Raw genomic sequence first — 22312 nt, 5'->3', positions numbered from 1 at the left:
AATCATGTTAGGTTTAGAATGAAAGATCAATACCGAAAGCGTATGTCTTACTGAATGGATAGACACGTCCGTCAGCCTGAGACATTGCCTGTTCAGGATCAATGTACTTTGTTCGCAGTTTTGTCCACGTTAGTAAGTTCTCACCGCTGGCAAATACCCTTAGTCGTTGTATTTTAAACCTTGAAAGCAGATCTCGGGGCAGCGTATAACCTATTGTAAGATTTTTCAATCTCACATAAGCAAGATCCTGCAGGTATCTGTTGTTTGTAGCTCTTAACTCGTTATTAGCATTCAATGCTACGTAAGCAAGTAGATTAGGGAAGTAGGCATTTCTGTTTGTTTCAGAATAAACATCCTTCTCGAAGTCCTCCGGGATGAAGGAGAAATATGGCCTCGAATAAGGTCCCCAAAAACGGTCAGCATTGCTACCCGGATACCAGTCCATCTTACCAAGCCCCTGAAAGAAAATGGAGAAGTCGAAATTATTCCAGTCGGCACCAAGGTTTAACGCATACATATAGCGCGGCGTTGTATTTCCTATCACCTTTTGATCTCCAGGATCATCCACAGTATTAGTACCTGAGCTAATCTTACCATCGCCATCCAGATCCAGCCATCGCAAGTCGCCTGCGCGAAGAGGAATGTTATTATCCTGGCGCACTTTGTTTAACCACCTTTGATCTACAGGATAGGTTTTAGCTTCCGCATCAGTTTCAAAAAAACCATTTGTGATATAGCCCCAAATTTCACCCACTTTTTTACCTTCATAAAGGTCATTAATCTGTCTGGTCGGATTGTTGATTCTGGTAATAACTGCATAATTATCGCTAAGGGTAGCGGTAGCGTTATATCGAAGCGGTTTTCCTCCCACCATTACTTCGTCACGCCAGTCCATGCTCAATTCAAATCCTTTTGTCTCCAGGCTGGCAACGTTGACCAAGGGTTCGGTAGCACCAAAAACATTTGGCAGTTTCACGCCATTGCTTAACATGCCTGATGTAGTACGTTTATACCTATCGTAACTAATGCTCAACCTGTCTCTCAGAAAGCTGATGTCGATACCTCCGTTGATGGATGTTACCTCTTCCCAGGTAAGATTGTTTGAGACAGGGGCTGGTGGATTAAAGTATTTTGCCTGCTGGCCTTCAAATATGTAAGACATGGTACCAGGGGTCATGGTTGAAATGTAAGGATAAGAACTGCTTACCGCTTGATTACCCAGAGACCCTATCGATCCTCGGAGCTTGAGGTCACTGATAACTCCACCAAGAGGACTAAAGAAGTTTTCTTCACTTACACGCCATCCTGCGGACACGGATGGAAAGAAACCCCAACGGCTTGCTTTGGGAAAACGGGAAGAACCATCATAACGCCCATTCGTTTCCAGCAAGTATTTACCCTGATAGTCATAATTCAACCTATAGAAGACACCCCGAAGTGCATATTCGCTTGATCCGCCAGTTGCAGTTGCATCACCAGTACCGAGGCTTAAATCATTAAGTGTTTCTGAAGCGATGTCAAAACGTTCTGCGGTTATCTTTTTAGGTGTGTTCAGTTCCTGATTATACCCGACGAGCACTTTAACATTATGCTTCTCGTTGAAGTTCCTGAAATAATCTGCATACACATTTACCACCTGTACCTGATTAAACTGCTGTGATTCTGTTAATTTATTGACATTATACTTTGGTGTAACCTCTACTACATCAGGGTATAGCGAATAGGTTGCAGGCGCCTGGCGATAATAGCTTGGATCTGTATACATATTGTAACTATAATTTGCAGTAATGTTCAGATCTTTCAAGGGTGTTATCGTTACTTCATTGATGGTGGTAAGCTCATATTTACGGTCACGTCCTCTGGTATTACCATTGATAAGCATGGCAAAAATACCATCGCCAATGTCGTAGTTATTTAAACCAGTAATATAACTTGCTGTTCCATCAGGATTTATTGGAGCATAGGCAGGAGAAGCATGTACATTGATGTGTGTAAAATTAGCGCTGCCTCCGCCTTCACGTCCGAAGTAATCATAACTTGAGTGATAAAAATTTGTGTTGTTGGAAATCTTCAACCATGGATTAAGCTTCGCTGCAATTTTTGTCCGCAATGTTTTAGAGCTATACTTATCCGTATGTATGCGCATGATACCATCCTGCATTTTCATATTACCATTAACCATATAGGATATCATGTCGTTTCCGCCACTTAAGGATATGTTGTGGTTTTGCATAGGCTGGTATTTTGTAAACATGATGTCCCACCAGTCATAGTTTCCGTAGTATACATACTGGTCTTTACCGTTTCTGTTCTGAATGGTGACCCAAGGCCTTGATGGATCCTCTGTTTTGTCGTTACGCCTTTTCAACAGCTCTGCATAATCGCTTTCTGTGTAACCGGAATAACCGCCGATGTGGGCAAGCGCTGAATCATTCAGCTTCATCCAGTCGTAGGCCGTTGTGAGGAAATCAGTACTTACTGTTGGTGTAGAAAATCCGAAAGAATTATTATACCGAATTACAGTTTTTCCGGCATTACCACTCTTTGTAGTAACGAGTACTACACCAAACGCACCCCTGGCTCCATATATGGCAGCAGAGGATGCATCCTTTAATACAGAGATTGATTGCACTTCCTCCGGATTGAGTCGATCTAACGTACCTGGGATACCATCAATCAAAACAAGCGGAGAACCTGCCTGAGCAGAATTACCACTAATGGAAGTAATACCCCTGATATTAAGACTACCCATCTGACCTGGAGTACCACTGGCCATCCTTATATTCAAGTTTGGCATAGCACCTTGCAGCATCGACGAAATTGTGGTAGCAGGTCTGTCACGAAAGTCATCGCCGGAAACCTGATTAACAGCACCGGTGAGATTCACCTTCTTCTGTGTGCCATAACCGACAACCACTACCTCCTCTAAAGCCTGAATATCAGGATCAAGTGTTACATCAATTACAGATCTTCCACTAACAGAGACCTCCTGCGTGCGGTAGCCAATAAAGCTAAAAACCAAGGTTGAACTTTCACTAAAAACTTTTAGTGTAAACTTGCCTTCGGCATTTGAAACCGTTCCCGATGATGTACCTTTTTCAATCACATTTACGCCAGGAAGTGATTCTCCCTCTTCATCAACAATGGTTCCACTGACTTCAAATAATGTTGGGACCCCAGGGATGTCCACCTTTTCTGACTGCATTGACGCAGCTGGAATAGTGGTTATCAAGATTTCTTCTCCGTTCACAATAAATTCAACCTTCGGGCCAAAAAGTTGCTCCAGAACTTCACTAAGTTTAGAGCGGTCGGCCTTAACAGAAACTTTTTTTGAATCTTCAATTTGATCAGGCCTGTAAGTAAATATTACCGATATCTGTTTTTCTATATCATGAAGAATGGACTTGATCTTTTTATCATGCGCATCAAGCGTAATTTGCCTGTTGAGTATCTCTTGTCCTTTGACGTCCGCAGCTGACACCAGTGAGACAAAAAATGCCATCAACAGTATTTGTATTAGAGTTATTCTCATAATAACATAGAAAATATTTTGAGCACGTAGAGTTTTATTCATATTTTCGATTAGTTTTTGTTTAGAAAGGCAAGAACTTATGTACTTCTTCCCTTGGAAGAAGACTATTAAAAGCTGATGATGCTCGTAACATCATCGGCTTCATTTATTTGTACTTATGTATCATCAATCATAAACGGTAGAATCAGAACTTGAATTTCAGGGTAAATTGGTGCTATGGGTACACCCGGAACCCGTTATCACAATCCGGTCTTCATGAACGACATACTGTGCGTTGATAGCCTTACAAATCATATCGAGTCTATTATAAATACTCCCCCCGGCTATTGAAGTCGTAAGTGAACAGGAGAATCGATGTTCATCAAATTCAATGTCGATACCGTATACCTGCTCCAATGCTTCAAAAATCTTTTTTACCGGTGCAGCCTCGAAATGCATACGCTTCACGACTTCTGCGGAAACGATTGGTAATGGCTCATCGATGATTGCCCGAGACATTATCTTTTTACTTTTGCTGTAAGTGATTTTTTGATTGGGAGTTAGTATTGTTTCCTGGTATGGCTCAACGGCATGCTTGTCTTTTCTTGTAAGCACCGAAACTTTACCTGTCTTTACCGCTACAGTAACGTTATCATCATTTAGAAAAGCAGAAACGTTAAAACTAGTACCCAGCACTTTTGTGACTACCTCATTTGTATTCACGAGAAACGGGCGCAGCGTATCCCTTGATATAGAGAAAAACGCTTCACCCTCCAATACAACTATGCGTTGAGAATTGCGAAATGGATTTGAGAATGCTATTGTGCTTTTGGGTTGTAGCAAAACAACACTACTATCCGGTAAATACACCTTCATTATTTTGTCAGTGTTATTAAAAATATTTCTCTTAATTACATGTAGCTCCGCATGTTGTTCACCATGTTTTTTAAAGCCGGTAGTCAGGAAAACGAACGAAAGTATCAGTAACAATACAGTGGCAGCAATGGCAGAAATTGTACGATAACCGCTTTCCATAGTGGGAAGCATTATTCGTCGTGTCAGTCTCTCCTCTTTAGAATCGGTTATGTAATCGTAAACCTTGCTCCAAGTCGTTTCTTTAATTTTTGCTTTCTCTGATGGATTAAGTGGATCAACTTCAGCTGATTCCATTGATTTGAACCACACTTCTACAAGCGCTTCCTCTTGCGGTGTACAAAGTCCTTTCCTGTACCTTCTTAGTAATTTTTGAAACTCTTTTCTGTCCATACTGCATGTAAGCAAACTCTTATATTAAAGGAGGAGCGATTACACCCCTATAGACAGATCTCCATCGGGAATGCCTAAATGATCGATCAAACTTTATATCTATTTAAACCAGGAAACAATTTCGTAACCCACACTTCACAATTCGATATTGATGTGACTGCCAGAAAGAACTGTGTTGTACAATAACTTTGTCTCTCAATTGAGATCTGCGAAAAGTAGGGTTGATTCATCAACTTATGAAAATGACTACGCAACACCAGTATGCAAGTTATAGTGACGAAGAGCTTATCAGAATAGTGCGTAATGATAGTAAAGACGCATTTGCTGAATTGTTTAACCGTCATTGGGAGAATGTATACAATATGATTTACTCCCGAATTAAAGACGTCGCTGTTACTGAAGAAATGACGCAGGAGATATTTATGAAATTATGGGATAAACGTAGCGATCTTTCAATTGACAATTTCTCTGCTTATTTATATTCCTGCGTAAAGTACAAGTGTATCAATTACATTGAATCAAAAATTACACAGAAGAAACACTGGGAGCATTATAAGACCTTCCTTCCTAGACATGATGAATCAACGAGCAAGGCCATTGCTTTTAATGAACTTAACGAAGCATTGGAAAAAGGTCTGGCAACCATTCCAAAACAATCCAAGTTAATATTCAAACTTAATAAATTAGAAGGCTGGTCTGTAAAAGAGATCGCTGAGAAAATGAATCTTTCAGAGAAAGCTATACAATATCATTTAACCAAGTCTGCTAAAGAACTTCGGTTGTACCTGAAAGACTTCGTCTCGATTTTAATTTTGTTGTTCTGGCTTTAGCAACCTTACAACGGAAAGATACCACTTAGTATCTCCATCTGCCAGTTATCTTTAAAATGCTGAAACTTAAGAGTTCAGCTATCTCTACTTTGCCATAGGAAAATTAATTTTGATTCGCTCCGTTTTGGTTATATCACTTGCTGTACCGGCTTGATAGGCTCGGCGATTGGACCCGATGTCCAAAAGACAAAAAATCCGATTTCTTCATGTTACCATACACGGCCGGGAATACCGCTTCGTTAATTGATTAACATACAAGAATTGTTCGTCTACGCACTTTGAGGCAAGTTGGAAAAAAGTCTTTATAGCATTCCTTAACCAGCTTTAAGTTCAGTCGCTAAACTAATCCTTACACAAGCACGCACATTGCAGCTGAAGTGTTTTAGGAAGGTTTCAGGGCGATAAAGCAATACAGGAGTTTCCGTAAACAACAAGCTCCTGAAAAAACAGGAGCTTGTTTTCTAAGCCATTATCAAGATAATGAAACTCATTTTACTTGCCAGTAAACATAGACTTTACAACAACACCTTCTGTTGATGTACTGGTGTAATTGATATTAAGGAATGCTGCCAATGTTTTAGCTATCTGACTCTGATACAGCTGATGATCACCTTTAATTTCACCCATTGGTTTTGTATCAGGACCTATTACTGCCATCCAGATTTGGTCTGCTTCCGCAATTTTTTGTCCATGGTGTTTCCAGCTTTCAGCATCAACACCCCTCCCGTGATCGACGGAAATGATCAGCGTTGTTTTTCCTTTGTATTGCGCATCTGACTGAAGGAAATTCCAAAGCTCAGAAATAAACCGATCAGTATAATTAGCCGAATTCAGGTACGCCGCATATTCTCCGGCATGCGCAAAGTCATCTGTTTCATCAAAGGCAAAGTACATTACCCTTGGCTTATGCTTCTTCATATACTCCAGGCCATAGTAAAAGGTAAACGCATCCAGGCGCACATCGCCAAGGGGATTGGGCAACGCGTTGATCAGTTGATTGAGTATAATTTCTTTTTCTGACAAGTTCACACCCTTTATCGGGAAGTTTCCAGTGCTCACAAAGACACCACTACGTTTGTCATTTATAATGTATGGGAATACGTCCCATGATGTAAATGCAGCTACCTTTCCTTTATATTCCGGCTGACTGTTGATGAACTCCAATACGTTTTTATTAGGATTATAAATTTTATCATTGCTATTGATACGTTCATTATCTGCGCGCCCAGTGAGCAGTTCATTATAACCCGGATACGAGAACCATTGGTTATTGGTAACATTCACTTTACATCCCAATTGCCTGTTGCCGTAGAGTTGTCCTTCCCTGGCAATTACAGTCCAGATGAATGGCAACAATGTTTTCCTTCTTTCGCTTAAATCATCACGCCAATATTTATTCTTTAGCTCACTGTCTTTGAATTGCTTTTGTTGTTTCATGAGCGATGAGTCCGCTCCATGGAACAGCTCCTGCCAGCGAAAGCCATCAAGTGTGACCAATACTACATTTTCTGTTTTTTGCTTTATCTGGCCTTGCACGGAAAACATGACCAGACAAAAAAGAATGGTGTTAATGGTTATTTTCATTTTTCCAAATTTCAAATTAAATGGTGTTTCAGTTTATTTCAGCCAGTCGTCCTGTCAGCAATAGGTTGTTATAAAATCAATCGGTTCTTAACCATGACTTATTTAACATCCCACCACACACGGGAATTAATATCATCAGGACCTTGTCTGTTTACCGCTATAGTTCTGTTGTCGGCATTAAGAGATTGCTCAATGAGCGGATAAATAAAGCGCACAGGGATGCGGTCATCATTCTGGTTGTCTACACCGGGTTGAAGTTTTGGATAACCGGTCCTTCGCCAGTCAAACCAAGCTTCAAGTCCCTGGAAAAACAATGATATCCATTTTTGCGTACCGATCTTTTCAAGCTTCTCTTCTCTGGTACCTGTATAGGCAACTTCTGATTGTAACAGGTATGTAGGTGATGCTGTGAGACCATAGAAACTGAAAGACGCATTGATCCCATTCAGATAATATGCTTCCGCTGTTCCTGTTGTAATGAATTCTTTTTCTCTTGCCTCTGCCAGAATAAACTGGAGTTCCGCGTACGTCATTATAACGCCCTTTGCAATCTCAATTCCTTTTGGACTGGTAGCTTGCTCGAAAAAGAGAGGTCCTATTCTTGACTGGAACTCAGGCCCTCCGTTGTATTCGAGTGCTGCCACATCGTCCAATCCGTTAGGAACACCAACGTAAACATCGTCAGATGTAGAAGCGGTGGCCTCAGTAACCGGAGTTGGGCGTGTAAAAATATAGAGGCGATTATCTGCAAGTGCAATAAGTTTGTCAGTTAAGGCTTTGCTTGCACGAAATTCATTGAAGGATCCAATACGGGCCGTGAACAACGGGAATTGATCTGGTGAGTTAGCCTGAAAAGAATATACGGCATGATCAGCATTACCCGTGAAAAGAGGATACGCAACGGGATCATTTACTATTTCCTGCATTTCGGCTCTGACGTCAACCTGGTCAGAAATGCGCATGAGATAGCGCAAGCGTAATGAATTAGCAAGCTGACGCCATTTTTTTACATCTCCTCCATAGATCACGTCTCCATTGATGTTGATGGCTCCGGCAAGTAAAGTATTAGCTTCTTTTAAATCGTTCAAAATCCCTTCATATATCTTTTGTTGTGGATCATATTCCGGGAAGAAGATTCCTTCCTTTCCATTCATTGCCTGGGTGTACGGAACATCGCCATAGCTATCGGTAACAAGAGAAAACATCCATGAACGCAATACCAGCGCAACGCCGCGGAAGTTAGGTTGATTGCTTACCTCGGCCTGCTTTACGATATTATTTATATCACGCATGTTGTCATATACAGCGTTCCATATCGTATTTAACTCACCCCACAGATACCGGTCCTCATTGACGAATTGGTTCTTCGCAGTGTGCTGTATCACCACATTTCCAATACTCCATGCCTCTCCCAAAACTGCATGTATCATATCCCGCTCTATGCCCGGCAGGAGAAGCGCTGGTTGTGTTGCAAGAGGACTATTAGGGTTCGTGTTTATTTCTTCAAAGTCGCCAGTACATCCCAGGACAACGAAGGCAAGAAGGGCAACGGAAAATTTTCTATATAGATTCAATTTCATAAAGACATGTTGTAATTAAAGCTTGAAGCTGAGGTTAAATCCGTAACTGCGTGATGAGGGTATAGCAACTGACTCTACTCCCGGAACAATTGTACCGCCATTTATTGAGGCTGTCTCAGGATCAATATGAGGCACGTCTGTCAACAGGAAAAGATTCCTTGCAACAAAGGAGATGTTAATATTTTTTAATGGCAAGTTTCCTGTAAGTGAAGATGGCAAAGTATATCCAAACTTTACTTCACGCAGCTTCACGAAAGATGCATCATACACCATTCCTTCAATAATCCTGCGTCCTAATGTTATGGAAGTATGCCACTCCCTTGCAGAAAGTTCTGTTGTATTAGGCGTGTATCCTGTTATATTTCCTTCTCCATCTGTAACCGGAACAACGCCTTCACCTGTAACACCGTTTCCCGGTAGTGAAAGATCGTACCCATTCGCCCTTCCTTCCAGTGTTTCTTTGATGATACCACCTTCTCGTCCCACGGTCTGTGTATGCGAATAAACCTTGCCTCCATGCCGGATATCAAAGAGGAAACCAAATGTAAGACCTCTATAATTAAATGTGCTGTAAATCCCTGCGAGCCAGTCAGGGTTATAGTTTCCAAGTTTGATTTTATCGGCAGTTGGGAGTGGTTTACCTTCACTGTTGTAAACGATTTGTCCGACATATTGCCCTGTTGGATCATAATATGGACTGGCAGGATCCTGGCTTACTCTCTGATATCCTATTCCATACATGTCGCCCATTCGTTCACCGACACGTGCCTCGACAGTAACATAACTATCGGCTATAACATAATTTTTAATCTCCTGACCGGATTCCGGATCTTTATAAAGTTCTTTGACCCTGCTGCGATTTTGCGAGAAGTTCACATCCACATTCCATTCAAATGAGTTGCTCTTGACTGGAACGAGGTTAAGCATTATTTCAACCCCTTTGTTTTCAATTAAACCCGCGTTGATTACGCGGGATGAGAACCCGGTAGTATTGCTGAGTGGCACACGAATAATCTGATTCTCGCTGAGATTTCTGTAATAAGTTACATCAAGTCCTATTCTATTATCGAAGAAGCGAACATCCAATCCCGTTTCAAGAGAACGGCTTTGCTCAGGTTTGAGGTTAGCATTGGCGATTGTTGCTGATTCTGAATAGGCTGGAAGCCCTTGTACTGGTATCTGCGCGCTGAAGGTAGAATACAGTTGATATGCATCCGTATCGTTACCCACACCTGCATATCCCACACGGAGTTTGGCAAAGTTTATAGGAGTAGATTGAAGATTGACAACATCTGACAACACTAAGCTCAATGAAGCCGATGGATAGAAATAAGACCAGTTATCGGAAGGCAAAGTACTAGACCAGTCATTTCTGGCCGTCAATTCTAGAAACAAGTAATTCCTGAAACCTACTTGTCCAAAAGCATACATGCTGTTAATCCGCCTTTCAAATTTATAAGAATAATAAGTTAGTGCAACCCGTGAATTATTAAGACTGTAGATGCCGGGAACTGTCAGTTGCGGGGCGCTGATATCGGACAAGTTGTATCTTCTTCTCATTGCGTTGGCACCCAGGCTTACCTGCAAACTCACGTCTGATGATATTTCTTTATGCGCGCTTAGCAATACGTCGGCGTTTGTCTCCTGAAGGAAAATTTGCTCTTCACGATAGCTTCCTAATGGATAACGTTGTGTGCTGTAGGCACGTCTTCTATCCCTAAACTCATCACTGTAATCTGTTCCGACACGAGCCATAATCTTTAACCAATCTGTAAATTTGTAGGTAGCAGAAACGTTTCCAAACAATCTATCAATCTCCTGTCCATTCGTATTTTCATAAAGATTAAAGTAAGGGTTGTCATGATAGTTGTAATTGAAATTAAATTGATTTAAGCCCTCACGACCTTCCTGCCAGTAATTTCTCAATGATGCAATATTTATGTTTCTCGGAAACCAGCAATTGAGCAGATACATTATATTTTCGGTTCCATAACTAAGATTAGGGCGATTGTCGCTCAGGTTTTTTACATAGTTGGCAGTGGCCTGGAATGACAACCGCTGGGTAAGATTATATCCGGATGAGAGTGAGAAAGTATGTCTTTTAAGATCGGTGTTTGGTACCATTCCCTTTTGATCAAGATAGGTATAGGATGCTCGCACATATCCGTGATCATTACTACCACTTACGGAAACATTTTGCGTGTAGGTGACGCCAGTATCAAAAAAGTCTTTGATATTATCCGGCCGAGCTACAAATGGTGTAGGCGTAATTTCACCACGTAAAGCGAGTTGTGCTGCAAGATCAACCGGACCAATTTGAGTATTGAGATTTCCAACATCTCCTCCCCTTAGTCCGTTTGAAGTTGGAGAATCAAAACTGCGAATGAGTTGTCCGTCCATTTTTGGTCCCCAGCTTTCATCCACACCATCACGTACACCACCGCCATTGCCATCTTTGAATTCAAACTCGCCGTTCAGTCCCTGCCCATAAACATTCTGGTAGTCCGGAAGCCTGAGTGGTGTTTCAAAGGTAACAGTAGAATTGAAAGCTACCTCCCCTCTTGTTCCTTTTCCGGATTTAGTCTTGATGATGATGACTCCATTTTGACCACGTGCACCATACAACGCAGTGGCAGCAGGTCCTTTTAAAACAGTAAGCGATTCAACATCATCAGGGTTAACTAAACCCGCGCCATTTCCATAATCAACTTCCTGGTTATTTCTGCCTGATGAGCCAAACACTTCATTTGTAATCGGAACACCATCGACAACAAACAGGGGTTGGTTGCCATTTATATTTAATGAGCGTTCACCGCGAATCGTAATTCTGGATGAAGCACCAACGCCAGCGGGATTACCAACAACAGTGACACCTGCAACCTTGCCTGCCAATGCATTACCTATGTTTGTTTCACGGGCCTTAGTCATGGCATCTCCGCTTATCTCCTGCACCGAGTAACCAAGGTCCCTTTTCTCACGCTCAAGCCCTAACGCTGTGACTACCACCTCTGAAAGTTCCTTTGCATCATTTTGTAAGGAAATGTTAACGACGGACTGATTGCCTACCATAACTTCCTGGGTGATATAACCCACAAAAGAAAAAATAAGCACTGCTTTGTCGTCGGGAATACTTATCCGATAGTTGCCATCGGCATCGCTCAATGTGCCCTTGGCAGATCCTTTCACTACGACACTAACACCGGGCACCGGAGATGAATCTTCACTTGAAACTACACGACCGGAAATGGTTTGCTGAGCAAAGGCATTGACACAAAAGATCAATGCTGCCCAGACAGTGAGCAACGTTCGCTGCTTCTTGGCTAAAATGAATTTGATGGGTAGATGTTTGTACATAGGTTTATGTTTAAATTAACTGGCAGCAAGTTGTTTGATCTCCTCCGTTGCCAGTTTGTCATTATGGGCAAAGGTTTGCTTTTCCCTTGACCTTGTGTTTAGAAAGAGGTTACCTATGCATGAATGTTAACCCATGAAAATGAAAGTTTTGTGAAGCACCTGCTTTAGGATGAAGTAAAATGACAGAGTTTTAGAAACAGAAAACGTGTTCGACACTTAACACTTCAATAACATTCTTTTTCCTGGTGATCGCCGGAGCCTTGAAAATAAAGCTCTTTTTCCCTACCTGACATAAGAGCTTTGAACCCCACGGGTAGATGCGTGTTACACCTATATTAGGGACATAGCGCTATTCGATTCAGATGATAGGCTATTCTCCACTCCTGCTGCACTCATTCTGCACTCGTACTGCTTATTTTGGTGTTCAGGCGCTTGATGGAAATGAGTTTTGACACTATTTGTCAAAAGCCGGGTTTACCTTTCCTAAAATATCTAACATTATGGCATATGTCAGGGAAAACGATCTTACTGAAGGATTGAGCGGAAAGTTTGGACGTAAATTCGTTTTTAAGCAATTAAGGGGTAAAACAATTGTAGCCCGAGGGCGAAGCCTGCTACGAAAGAGAGTGCTTTGCAACGCGACAACTGTGAGCGCTTGAAGAAGACTTCAGCGTATGCAAAGGGCATGATGCTGATTGCGGAAAAGAAGGCTTATTACTGGGTCATGGCTAAGGAACTGAAGCTCCCCAATGCTTATACTGCAGTGCTTTCTGATTATATGAGGAAGCCAACCATCAAAGAAGTGAATGTAAGCATAGAGGACACTGCTTTAAGCGTAAAGGTGAGTGCAGTCAAGAAAGACTTTCGAATGAAAGTGATAAAGATAATTGCATTAGGGCAGGATGGTCTAATTGTAGAGGAAGCGGAGACTGTTAACAATTTTCAACGTTGGCATTATGCGTATACAGCAAGGAGGAATAAGATCAATAGAATTAAGGTAGTTGCGCAAGATGCGTGGGGAATATTTTAAGCAGGGAAGTAGTGGTTTAATTTGATATCAGCGATTATTCGGCAAAAGCTTTAATGGCCACTGCATGAAAATGCAAATGATGCTACTCATAAACTAAGAACTTGTTTATGAAAGGAAGCACGCGGGTGTAAAATCTTCCATCATCATCCCAGGTATGATTCCCACGGAGTTCACCGGTATTCTTCAGCCTCATGTTCGATAGCCAAGTCATCAGGTTTGCGCGTGAATACTCTTGCAGCGTGAACATGATCAAAATTGCCATCATATCCTGCCCAATCAAACGCAAGACCTCGCAAGCATTTAGATTCTTATACGTATCCTTCAGTGTTTCATCAAGATGAAAGTTGTGTTGTGCTGATTATAGCTCAGCAAGGAAGCGCGCAGAAGAAGCTTCAGATGTACCGGTTTAGAATTATTAGTACAACTCATCCAAGACGCTGTGACATTCTTTATAATTTCATAACACGCATTTCTTTGATATTACTCATGGCAACACAACCTTTATTACCGTGACTGATTTATCTGAAATTGATTTAATGCATGAAATTGCTGTTGGCAATCGCTCAGCATTCAATCAACTATTTCTTCGATATTATTCCAGGTTGTGCAGTTTTGCAAGTTTCATCGTCAGGGATGAGGCCGCATCTGAAGAGGTAGTTTCCGAAGTACTCCTTAATATATGGAAAAACAGGAAAACGATACATATTCAATCTAGTGTCAGAGCATACCTTTTTACTTGCGTGCGTAATGAAGCCCTTCGTGCTGTAAAACAGAAAAATATGATCTTGATAAAACCAGAAGATGACGCCCTGCAAACTTTATCGGATGATTATGACCCGCATGAGTCACTTGAATTTCAAGAGCTAGAAAACAACGTCCACTTCGTTATAGGCTCGCTCCCTGAAAAATGCAAACAGTTTTTCATGCTAAGCAGATTTGATGGACTTAAGTATAGCGAAATTGCGCAGCTCTATAATGTATCAGAGAAAACTGTAGAAAACCAGATAATCAAAGCATTAAAGATTTTACGAGAGCGGATACTCGAGACTCCTAAAAGACACTTTACATCCCCTTAATCACTTCATAACATATTGTTAACATCACCGCGTAGTGGTAAAGCAATCGTCTTTACTCTTACTGGTATATGAAGGAAATACCCTTTGATTTAATTGCTCGCTATCTTTCTAATCAAGCTTCTGATCTTGAGCAAGATCAATTACTTGATTGGGTTAGCCAAGATATTTTACATCAGAAAATCTTCCATGAGTTTAAAGAGGCTTGGGAAAGCCAACATGTTAGAGAAGACAAGTACAACGCGCATCTGGCGCTTAAGGCAGTAAATGAGAAAATAGATGCTCAAAATTCAAATGTACATACCCTGCGTATTCCTCTTTTTAAAGTTGCTGCAACGATCACACTGCTGATAGCGTGTTCAATCACAATACGGTTTATATTCAAAGCAACTCCACCATCTGAAACAATGGTTACTGCTATTACGACAACTAAAACCGACACGATCTACTTAGAGGATGGTTCGAGAGTTATTCTGAATAAGAACTCCTCCCTCTCCTATCCAAAAAAATTTAACTCAAAAGTACGAGAGGTAAAATTAAACGGCGAAGCATTTTTTGAAGTGGCGCACAATAGCGCCAAACCATTCAAAGTGATTGGTAAGCATGTTACTACACAAGTGCTTGGCACATCATTTAATATTCACACAACGAAACAATACAGTACAGTTACCGTAATCTCGGGGCGTGTTAAGGTTTTCAATGATCAGCGTGAGGCAATTCTCAACATAGCAGATCAGATAAAAGCTGATTCATCAAACACATTTCTAATAACACGCATCGATACAGATGAAGTTACGGGCTGGATAGACAACTCATTCAGCTTTAAAGATTCACCACTTGATATTGTAGTCACTCAAATAGCAAATCGCTTTGACCTTGAAAACAATGTTGACCCTGAAAGTATCAAAGACTGTGTAATCACTGCCAGATTCAGGAATGAAAGTCTTGAGGACATTTTAAAGGCCATCAGTTTTAGTACAGGTACCCAATTTCAAGTGCACAACAAGACGATCAACCTACTAAAAGGCTGCGAATAAAAAACAACACAACAATAATAGCAATAACCTTTACCATGAATAACCTAAAACAAGCAAAACAAAAAGCAATCGGGTTTGCTGGATTTGCGGTGCTGATTTCAGTACTCCAATTGTCCTTTTTAAACCCCTTGCTCGGGGCGACTCATTCAGCAAAAGACATCTATGCTGTAGAGATGCACCTCAAAGTTAGTAATGCACCACTACATGAGATCTTCAAAAGCATAGAGGATCGTACTGAATTCAGGTTTACCTATAGCAGTAAAAACATCAACTTAGCCCGCCTTGTTACCATTGAGAAGGATTACAATACGCTCGGAAAACTGCTTGACTTTCTGGCACTAGAGGCCTCATTAGAATTTAAACAACTCAACACAAATATTCTTGTAAAATCTGTAGTGAATTCCAGACGTACGGCGGCACAAGGAACAATCAGTGGAAGGGTAACGGACGGACATACAAAAGAAGTGTTACCAGGAGCCACCATTTATATTGCGGGAACGACGATCGGAACAACATCAGATGTAAACGGTGAATATCTATTACGCGCATCGGAAGGCGAGTATCAGGTTGAAGTAAGTTACATTGGTTATAAAAAGTTTGAAGGAAGTGCTTTGATAAACTCAAATCAAAATTCAGTTTTAAATATCTCTCTGATTAGTGATGCTACGGAACTTAAAGATGTTACGATTACAGGGATGATGCAAGGTCAACAACGTGCTCTTAATCAGCAACGCTCGGCTGAAAATATAAAGAACGTGGTAAGTGCTGATCAGATCGGACGTTTTCCGGACCCTAACGTTGCAGAAGCATTACAAAGGGTTCCTGCAGTTAATATCGAGAGAGACCAAGGCGAGGGTCGCTATGTTCTTGTTCGCGGGTTGGCGCCGCAATTTACAAATATCAGCATCAACGGAGAACAGATTCCATCGCCGGAAGCTGGCGTTCGGTTTGTTGCACTTGATGCGATTCCTGCGGATCAGCTTGCATCTATTGAAGTGAGCAAGGCACTGACTCCAGATATGGATGGAGATGCAATTGGGGGAAATGTAAACCTTATAACACGCACAGCCCAATCGTCATCTCCCTCAATAAGTGCTTCAGCACTGGCAGGATATAATCAACTGGTAGGTAGAACAAATCTCCAAGGATCACTTGAAGTGAGTAAGCGCTTCTTCAATGACAAACTGGGCATCATGCTCAATTCCAGTTATTATGAAACCGATCGAGGGTCCGACAATTGGGAACGTGATGACAACGACCTTGAACTTCGTGACTATGATCTTGTACGCACAAGACTGGGGTTAAGCGGCACTATTGATTATAGGTTTAATGGTTCTAATGAAGTTTACTTCAGAACTATTTACAATAAATTCACTGATCATGAATTAAGACGACGTTACATTTTCGTACCTAATATTGATGACTCACCATTTGAAGAGAACAATATAGAACGATTTACCAAAGACCGTCTCGAGAAACAGATGGTGAGCAGCTTCAACCTGGGTGCTAAACACAACTTCCCTCATTTTTCGCTTGATTACGAGGCAGCTTATGCAGAAGCAATACAGGATACACCATTCGACGTAGAAGTTGGTAGCGTAGCAGAAGTGGATCAGCTCGCTATCGATTTTACCTCAGATAAAGACTTCCCGCAGTTTAGCGTTGATGACCTTCCTCACACCAGTCCATCCAATGTATATCTTGATAACTCCATCTACAAATTTGACGAGTTTGTTATGGGTAGAACATATGCTACAGATATTAATAAAACAGCGAAGATTAATCTGATGTTTCCTTTAAAGTCGGGTAATGCGAGCGGTAGTATTAAACTAGGCGGCAAAGTGCGAATGAAAGAAAAGAAGTATGATGTAAGCGAGAATGTATTTAGCTGGGAAGGTGGGAATGTAAGTTTCCCTGGTTTTGAAGAAGGCAATTATACACTTGAAAAATTTCAAGGTGGTACTGTGGATAACAATTTTCTAGATAATCGATACCAACTTCGGGCAAATGCAGACCCTGCAAAAGTAATTCGACACTTTAATCAGAACAAGAATGGTTATGAGCTCGACGTTGAAAGCAAGTTGGCTGCAGAAGCAATAGAAGCGTATCAGGCATCCGAGGACGTATACGCAGGGTATTTGATGAGTAAGTGGCAGATAAGCAAATTAATGATACTTGGCGGCATTCGATATGAGAAAACAAATGTTAGCTACGATTCAAAAGAAGTGATATACGACTTCCAGGGAAATCTTGAGGAGATTATTCCAGTCTCCGGAAGCACCAATTACTACTTCGTTTTGCCCCAGCTCCATTTAAAATATAGCTTAAAGGAAAATACAAACATTCGTCTTGCTGCTACACGTAGCTATGCGCGTCCTAATTTTCAGGACATAATCCCCAGCCAGGAAATTGAATTAAATTCCCGAGAGGGCTTTGTTGGGAATCCAGCACTTAAACCGGTTGAAGCGACTAACCTTGATTTTATGACAGAGCATTACTTTGGTGCAAACGGCATTTTATCAGGGGGAGTGTTCTACAAAAAACTCAACAACTTCATCTTTAATAGAAGGTTTCAAACATCTAACTATCCAGGTGCGCAAGGTGTTGACCTTACCTTAACGCAAGCGCAAAACGGAGAAGATGCATCCTTATTCGGATTCGAAATAGCGTATCAGCACAATCTAACATTTCTTCCTGGTGTTTTGAAGGATCTAAGCATCTATGCAAATTATACCTTTACCTATTCTAATGCAGATATTCAATCTAGGAATGACTTATCCAAATCAGAGAGCATCCGTTTACCGGGACAGGCAAAAAATATTGGCAACTTATCCATTGCTTACGATTGGAAGCGCCTGAATATTAGGATATCCTCAAACTTTAATGGCTCCTATCTTAGCGAGGTAGGTGAAGATGCGGATGACGATTTATATGTAAATGACCGGATGCAATTGGATGCGACTGCTACCTTTACTATCACACCGAAACTTCGAATGTTTACCGAATTCCTGAATATTACCAATCAGCCTTTTGAAGTTTATCAAGGTTCTACTGATCAATTCATTCAACGTGAATTTTATTCCTGGTGGACGCGCGTTGGTTTAAAACTTGACCTTTAAAATATGCTTATGAAAACGTCTCAACTCAAAAATATACTTATTGCCTCGCTATCGTTAATTTTCGCCTGTGCAGACAATGAACTTGATGTAACACCTGAAGATCAAAACTTTCCATTTCAAATAATCCTCGATGCAGATGAAGGCGGAGATTTGCCAAATGCAGAAGATTACAGCATTGAAGTAACATTTGCTGATTATATTGGATCACTGCCTAAAGGAACCTTTACCCTCTCCTATCAAATAGATAATTTTGAAGGTGATATGGAAGGAAAAGTTCACATTGACCAAGTGCTTTATGAATATGAAGAAGATGATTGTGCCTTTGAAAGAGAGATTAATTTTATACCTTCTAACGACGGTCTGAGTGGGTCAATCCTGATTACCCCTGATCCTGATCTTGGCACCGTACCTGAAACTTTTGAAATTGTCCTTACCCTTCCCGGAAATGACAATACGGAAGGATCATTTGCTTTTAGACTCACATCCCTAGAAACCTCTGAAAGAGTAATCCTTGGGCCTGCCATAGAATTTGAATACGAAGTACTTAACAGTGATGTTGCGGGTGAATGGGAAATGGACATCGCCGATAAAGAAGATTTTAAAACGTTCAAAAGCATCTTTGCTCCCCTCAGTCATGACATTGATGAACTCGAATTCATTGATATTACTGGCAAAGTTGCTTTTGAGTTTGAATATGGTGAAATGCAAATGGAAATTGAATTAGCTGAAGAAGAGGAAGTAGTAAGCTGTGAAGATGGAGAAACGGAGATTGAAATAAAAAATAAAATAATTGAATTTGAAGCTGATTATGAAGCTGACGATGGTGAACTAAGTTTAGAGGGAAGTCACGAAATTATTGGTGAGGACGGAGAAGCTGAAGACGAGGTTGACTTTATCCTGCGAGCAGAATACACTAACAGCGAAGACGGCACCCTTAATCTTACTATCGAACACATAGTTGATGAAAATAATTTTAAAGTGGGAGAAGAATTGTTAAATGGTAAAACCGTAACACTTAAACTTATTAAAGGCTAATATTTTTTTCACCTATGTACAAATGTCTTTTATTTCTATCAGCCGTTAGCGCTCTTTTAGTTTCAGCAGTATCCTGTTCTGTAAAGGACCAAAAGACCAAAGTTAAAGAAGAAGATTCTTTAAGAACTATTAGGCCGCTTTTAGTCACTGACTCTGTCCGTCATGACTCTGATGACCCAGCAGTCTGGATCAATCGTCAGGATAAATCAAAGAGTCTTATTCTGGGAACAGACAAAGGTGGTGATACAGGAGATGGAGCAATCTATGTATTCGACTTGAATGGAAAAGAAGTAAAGGACAAAACAGTACATGGAATCAAGCGACCTAATAATATTGATATTGCTTATGACTTTAATATCAATGGAAAATTAACAGACATAGCTGTTTTAACTGAGCGATTGACTAATTCTATTCGAGTATTTTCTTTACCAGAAATGAAGCCCTTGGACAATGGCGGAATTCCTGTATTTGAATCAGATACGGCTCGTGCTCCTATGGGCGTTGCATTATATACTGATGCCAATAAAAATACCTTCGCCATTGTGAGCCGAAAAAATGGTATTAGTGGCGAATATCTTTGGCAATACAGGCTTGAAGCAAGCAACGGATTTATTACCGGCAAAGTTGTGAGAAAATTTGGCAACTACAGTGGTAAGCATGAAATAGAGTCTGTTGCCGTTGATAACGAACTAGGTTATGTATACTATTCAGATGAAGGAGCTGGTGTCAGAAAATATTACGCCCATCCAGACAGCACTAATACTGAATTGGCTTTCTTCGGACAGATAGGATTCACAGATAACCATGAAGGAATATCTATTTATAAAAAATCCGGAACGAAAGGTTATATTCTTGTGTCCGATCAGCAAGCAAATCAATTCATGGTTTTTTCGCGTGATGGCTCTTTGTCAAATCCACATGACCATCAATTGATCAAAGTTATAAAGGCATCAACTCGAGAAAGTGACGGTAATGATGCAACGAGTGACGCACTTCCTGGATTTCCAAAAGGATTATTTGTAGCAATGAGTAATGACCGAACCTTTCAGGTGTACCGATGGGAAGACTTCGGGTTAGAGTAGCAAGATCTAATGTTAAGTTTTCAACTTTTTTACGTTTTATAGCCTTTGTGGAATGATTTTTTCGCCCGGGTTGCATATGTACAAGAGTTATGGCACAGAAGAAATCAAAAAAGAAGGGCAAGAAAGCCTTAAAAGCGTTTTTTAAAAGCAATAAAGTAGCGCTCGCTGCATTAGGTGGAGCATTAGCGGGTATAACCCTATCTAACACCTTGGGTTCTGAGAAAGCAAGAGAGATCATTCAAACAGTAGAGAACTCGCTGGCGACAATTTCAGACAAAGTAAAAAATGGTATTAACGCTGGCAGTGCGCATGAGAAAAAACATGCTTCAGTAAGTTAGGAGATAGTTGAAACTATCTCCTACATTGTGTTATTCAGTTTGACATCTTTGTCTTCTCAAGGTGTTCCCGATGTTTTATTATAATAGTTTATAATGGCAATACTACAAACACTTAATCTGCCCGGTTCTCCAGTTTCTTCTGGAAGGGCAAGATTTAAAGTTGCGAGAGTGCGCCGCGACGCTCGCTTATGTACATGCCGGAAAAACTGATCCTCATTGCCCAACTATTAAAATCTCTTATCAACCACGGCAACCTTATTGCCTGATTCTATCGAATCTAGTGCCAGTTCCTCCACCTATTTAAATTTATAAATTCATCTTCCTCATATTTAACCCTTCATACATTCTTTGTTTACATGAGAAACGACCCTACTTAGAGACCGATAAATGATATCCGTTTTTCAAGTGTTCAGTTCTCACAAAAGCCTTTAGGGTCGCGCACTTTGTTCCAACAGATTCACCGTATGGTCGAATAGTATATGAGCCTACTGCAGCAGGAACGATAAACGTTTCAGCATAATGAACGATGAATGGCTCGAATGCGTGGTTGGGACTTTCTACCAAAACTTCACGTCCCTCCACCAGGTTGATTACGTTAACTCCTCCATTGGTATGATGAGGTACCGTGCCCGTAAACCAGTGCCTTCTCGTTTCTATAAATTGAAATTCATGCAACCCTGTCCGTTCCTCGACCCATCCATCACCTTCTGCTACTTTTTCGAAGCGGTTAATCAAATTGTTTTTCGTCCATTCCACCCTGCGATCCCATTGGATTACTTTTTCACCATGGGTGATGTTGATGGGTCTCGGTTTTCCATCGAGTCCTAATCGGCCCCAATCCCAAAGTTTGAATGTAAAGATGTACGGTGTTGCGCTTATCTCTAGCACAACGCTATTTTTACCGGAGCAGTGTACAGTTCCTGCAGGGATCAAAACATGATCGTGTTTATTCACCGGCCACTTTTGAACATGTTTATCTGCATCGAACTGCATCCCGTCATTCTGAGACATCTTCAATTCCCGAATCATTTTTTCCGGTTCAACATCATCTCTTAACCCGAGATAAACATGAGCGCCATCTTTCACATCGAGGAGATAGTAACTCTCGTCCTGGGTGTACTCCATTCCAAAATGTTCTTTGATGTACCGATTGGTTGGATGCACCTGCAGACTGAGATTACCTCCGTCCATAGTATCGAGGAAATCAAAACGGATGGGGAACTCAGCACCAAATCTTCCATAGACCTTTTCTCCGAGCAACTCGACAGGTTTTTTCAGCACGAGATTGATCGATGGTATTTCAAAAGTTGTCTCTCCAAACTTCAACAGTAAACTGTTTTCTTCAGGTACACAATCAAAGCCCCAGGCGTAATTCAAAGCTGAGCGATCAAGGTCAGCAACCTCTTTCAGCCACTGCCCTCCCCATGGTCCAGGATCAAAAAACGGAACAACGCGGAAAGGTTGATGAGATGC

The 22312-nt window shown here is 41.0% G+C and carries 14 protein-coding genes; 8 read left to right on the top strand and 6 right to left on the bottom strand.

The annotated features are described in order from the left end of the window. Positions 1–13 precede the first annotated feature (13 nt). Positions 14–3574: a SusC/RagA family TonB-linked outer membrane protein gene (locus KK060_RS15025; protein WP_254154577.1), complete on the bottom strand. Its 3561-nt coding sequence runs from the start codon at positions 3572–3574 to the stop codon at positions 14–16. Between the two features lie 156 nt (positions 3575–3730). Beyond that, positions 3731–4777: a FecR family protein gene (locus KK060_RS15020; RefSeq protein WP_254154576.1), complete on the bottom strand. Its 1047-nt coding sequence runs from the start codon at positions 4775–4777 to the stop codon at positions 3731–3733. Between the two features lie 242 nt (positions 4778–5019). Between KK060_RS15020 and KK060_RS15015 the strand changes: the two genes are divergently transcribed. After that, the gene (locus KK060_RS15015; RefSeq protein ID WP_254154575.1) at positions 5020–5607 is read left to right on the top strand and encodes an RNA polymerase sigma factor; all 588 of its coding nucleotides are present in this window, start codon (positions 5020–5022) and stop codon (positions 5605–5607) included. A gap of 492 nt (positions 5608–6099) precedes the next feature. Here the strand turns inward: KK060_RS15015 and KK060_RS15010 are convergent, their stop codons facing one another. The 3 genes from KK060_RS15010 to KK060_RS15000 form a co-directional block, all read right to left on the bottom strand. Beyond that, positions 6100–7191 (bottom strand): alkaline phosphatase family protein, encoded by a 1092-nt coding sequence (locus tag KK060_RS15010; protein ID WP_254154574.1) that lies wholly within the window; start codon positions 7189–7191, stop codon positions 6100–6102. Positions 7192–7289: 98 nt separating this feature from the next. Next, positions 7290–8771 carry a SusD/RagB family nutrient-binding outer membrane lipoprotein gene (locus KK060_RS15005; RefSeq protein WP_254154573.1) on the bottom strand — a complete coding sequence of 494 codons (1482 nt, stop codon included), beginning with the start codon at positions 8769–8771 and terminating at the stop codon, positions 7290–7292. A gap of 15 nt (positions 8772–8786) precedes the next feature. After that, positions 8787–12125, bottom strand: coding sequence for a SusC/RagA family TonB-linked outer membrane protein (locus KK060_RS15000; RefSeq protein ID WP_254154572.1), 3339 nt, complete (start codon positions 12123–12125; stop codon positions 8787–8789). A gap of 655 nt (positions 12126–12780) precedes the next feature. Between KK060_RS15000 and KK060_RS14995 the strand changes: the two genes are divergently transcribed. From KK060_RS14995 to KK060_RS14965, 7 genes are all read left to right on the top strand, one after another. Then, a complete protein-coding gene (locus KK060_RS14995; RefSeq protein WP_254154571.1) occupies positions 12781–13155 on the top strand; it encodes a hypothetical protein in 375 nt (124 codons plus the stop codon). Between the two features lie 509 nt (positions 13156–13664). Next, positions 13665–14231, top strand: coding sequence for an RNA polymerase sigma-70 factor (locus KK060_RS14990; RefSeq protein ID WP_254154570.1), 567 nt, complete (start codon positions 13665–13667; stop codon positions 14229–14231). 68 nt (positions 14232–14299) lie between these two features. Beyond that, positions 14300–15265 carry a FecR family protein gene (locus KK060_RS14985; RefSeq protein WP_254154569.1) on the top strand — a complete coding sequence of 322 codons (966 nt, stop codon included), beginning with the start codon at positions 14300–14302 and terminating at the stop codon, positions 15263–15265. 35 nt (positions 15266–15300) lie between these two features. Then, the gene (locus tag KK060_RS14980; protein ID WP_254154568.1) at positions 15301–18384 is read left to right on the top strand and encodes a TonB-dependent receptor; all 3084 of its coding nucleotides are present in this window, start codon (positions 15301–15303) and stop codon (positions 18382–18384) included. Positions 18385–18393: 9 nt separating this feature from the next. Further along, on the top strand, positions 18394–19419 hold the full coding sequence (locus tag KK060_RS14975) for a hypothetical protein (protein WP_254154567.1): 1026 nt from the start codon (positions 18394–18396) through the stop codon (positions 19417–19419). Positions 19420–19433: 14 nt separating this feature from the next. After that, positions 19434–20501: a phytase gene (locus KK060_RS14970; RefSeq protein WP_254154566.1), complete on the top strand. Its 1068-nt coding sequence runs from the start codon at positions 19434–19436 to the stop codon at positions 20499–20501. Between the two features lie 89 nt (positions 20502–20590). After that, positions 20591–20839, top strand: a complete 249-nt coding sequence (locus KK060_RS14965; RefSeq protein ID WP_254154565.1) for a hypothetical protein — start codon at positions 20591–20593, stop codon at positions 20837–20839. A 369-nt stretch (positions 20840–21208) separates the two neighbouring features. On the opposite strand, the gene KK060_RS14960 is transcribed toward KK060_RS14965, so the two are convergent. Next, on the bottom strand, positions 21209–22312 hold a 1104-nt coding region (locus KK060_RS14960), incomplete at its 5' end, for a class I mannose-6-phosphate isomerase (RefSeq protein WP_254154564.1).

It is taken from the genome of Chryseosolibacter indicum (assembly GCF_018598585.1).
GTDB classification, from domain to species: domain Bacteria; phylum Bacteroidota; class Bacteroidia; order Cytophagales; family Cyclobacteriaceae; genus Chryseosolibacter; species Chryseosolibacter indicus.
Note: the sequence above shows the minus strand (reverse complement) of the source record. Positions and strands in the feature narration are given on the sequence as shown.

Excerpts from the sequence above, each read along its gene's own strand:
- KK060_RS14980 (WP_254154568.1), top strand. The coding sequence starts at position 15,301 with ATGAATAACCTAAAACAAGCAAAACAAAAAGCAATCGGGTTTGCTGGA.
- KK060_RS15010 (WP_254154574.1), bottom strand. The coding sequence starts at position 7,191 with ATGAAAATAACCATTAACACCATTCTTTTTTGTCTGGTCATGTTTTCC.
- KK060_RS15000 (WP_254154572.1), bottom strand. The coding sequence starts at position 12,125 with ATGTACAAACATCTACCCATCAAATTCATTTTAGCCAAGAAGCAGCGA.
- KK060_RS15020 (WP_254154576.1), bottom strand. The coding sequence starts at position 4,777 with ATGGACAGAAAAGAGTTTCAAAAATTACTAAGAAGGTACAGGAAAGGA.
- KK060_RS14970 (WP_254154566.1), top strand. The coding sequence starts at position 19,434 with ATGTACAAATGTCTTTTATTTCTATCAGCCGTTAGCGCTCTTTTAGTT.
- KK060_RS14965 (WP_254154565.1), top strand. The coding sequence starts at position 20,591 with ATGGCACAGAAGAAATCAAAAAAGAAGGGCAAGAAAGCCTTAAAAGCG.
- KK060_RS14975 (WP_254154567.1), top strand. The coding sequence starts at position 18,394 with ATGAAAACGTCTCAACTCAAAAATATACTTATTGCCTCGCTATCGTTA.
- KK060_RS15005 (WP_254154573.1), bottom strand. The coding sequence starts at position 8,771 with ATGAAATTGAATCTATATAGAAAATTTTCCGTTGCCCTTCTTGCCTTC.
- KK060_RS15025 (WP_254154577.1), bottom strand. The coding sequence starts at position 3,574 with ATGAATAAAACTCTACGTGCTCAAAATATTTTCTATGTTATTATGAGA.
- KK060_RS14985 (WP_254154569.1), top strand. The coding sequence starts at position 14,300 with ATGAAGGAAATACCCTTTGATTTAATTGCTCGCTATCTTTCTAATCAA.
- KK060_RS15015 (WP_254154575.1), top strand. The coding sequence starts at position 5,020 with ATGACTACGCAACACCAGTATGCAAGTTATAGTGACGAAGAGCTTATC.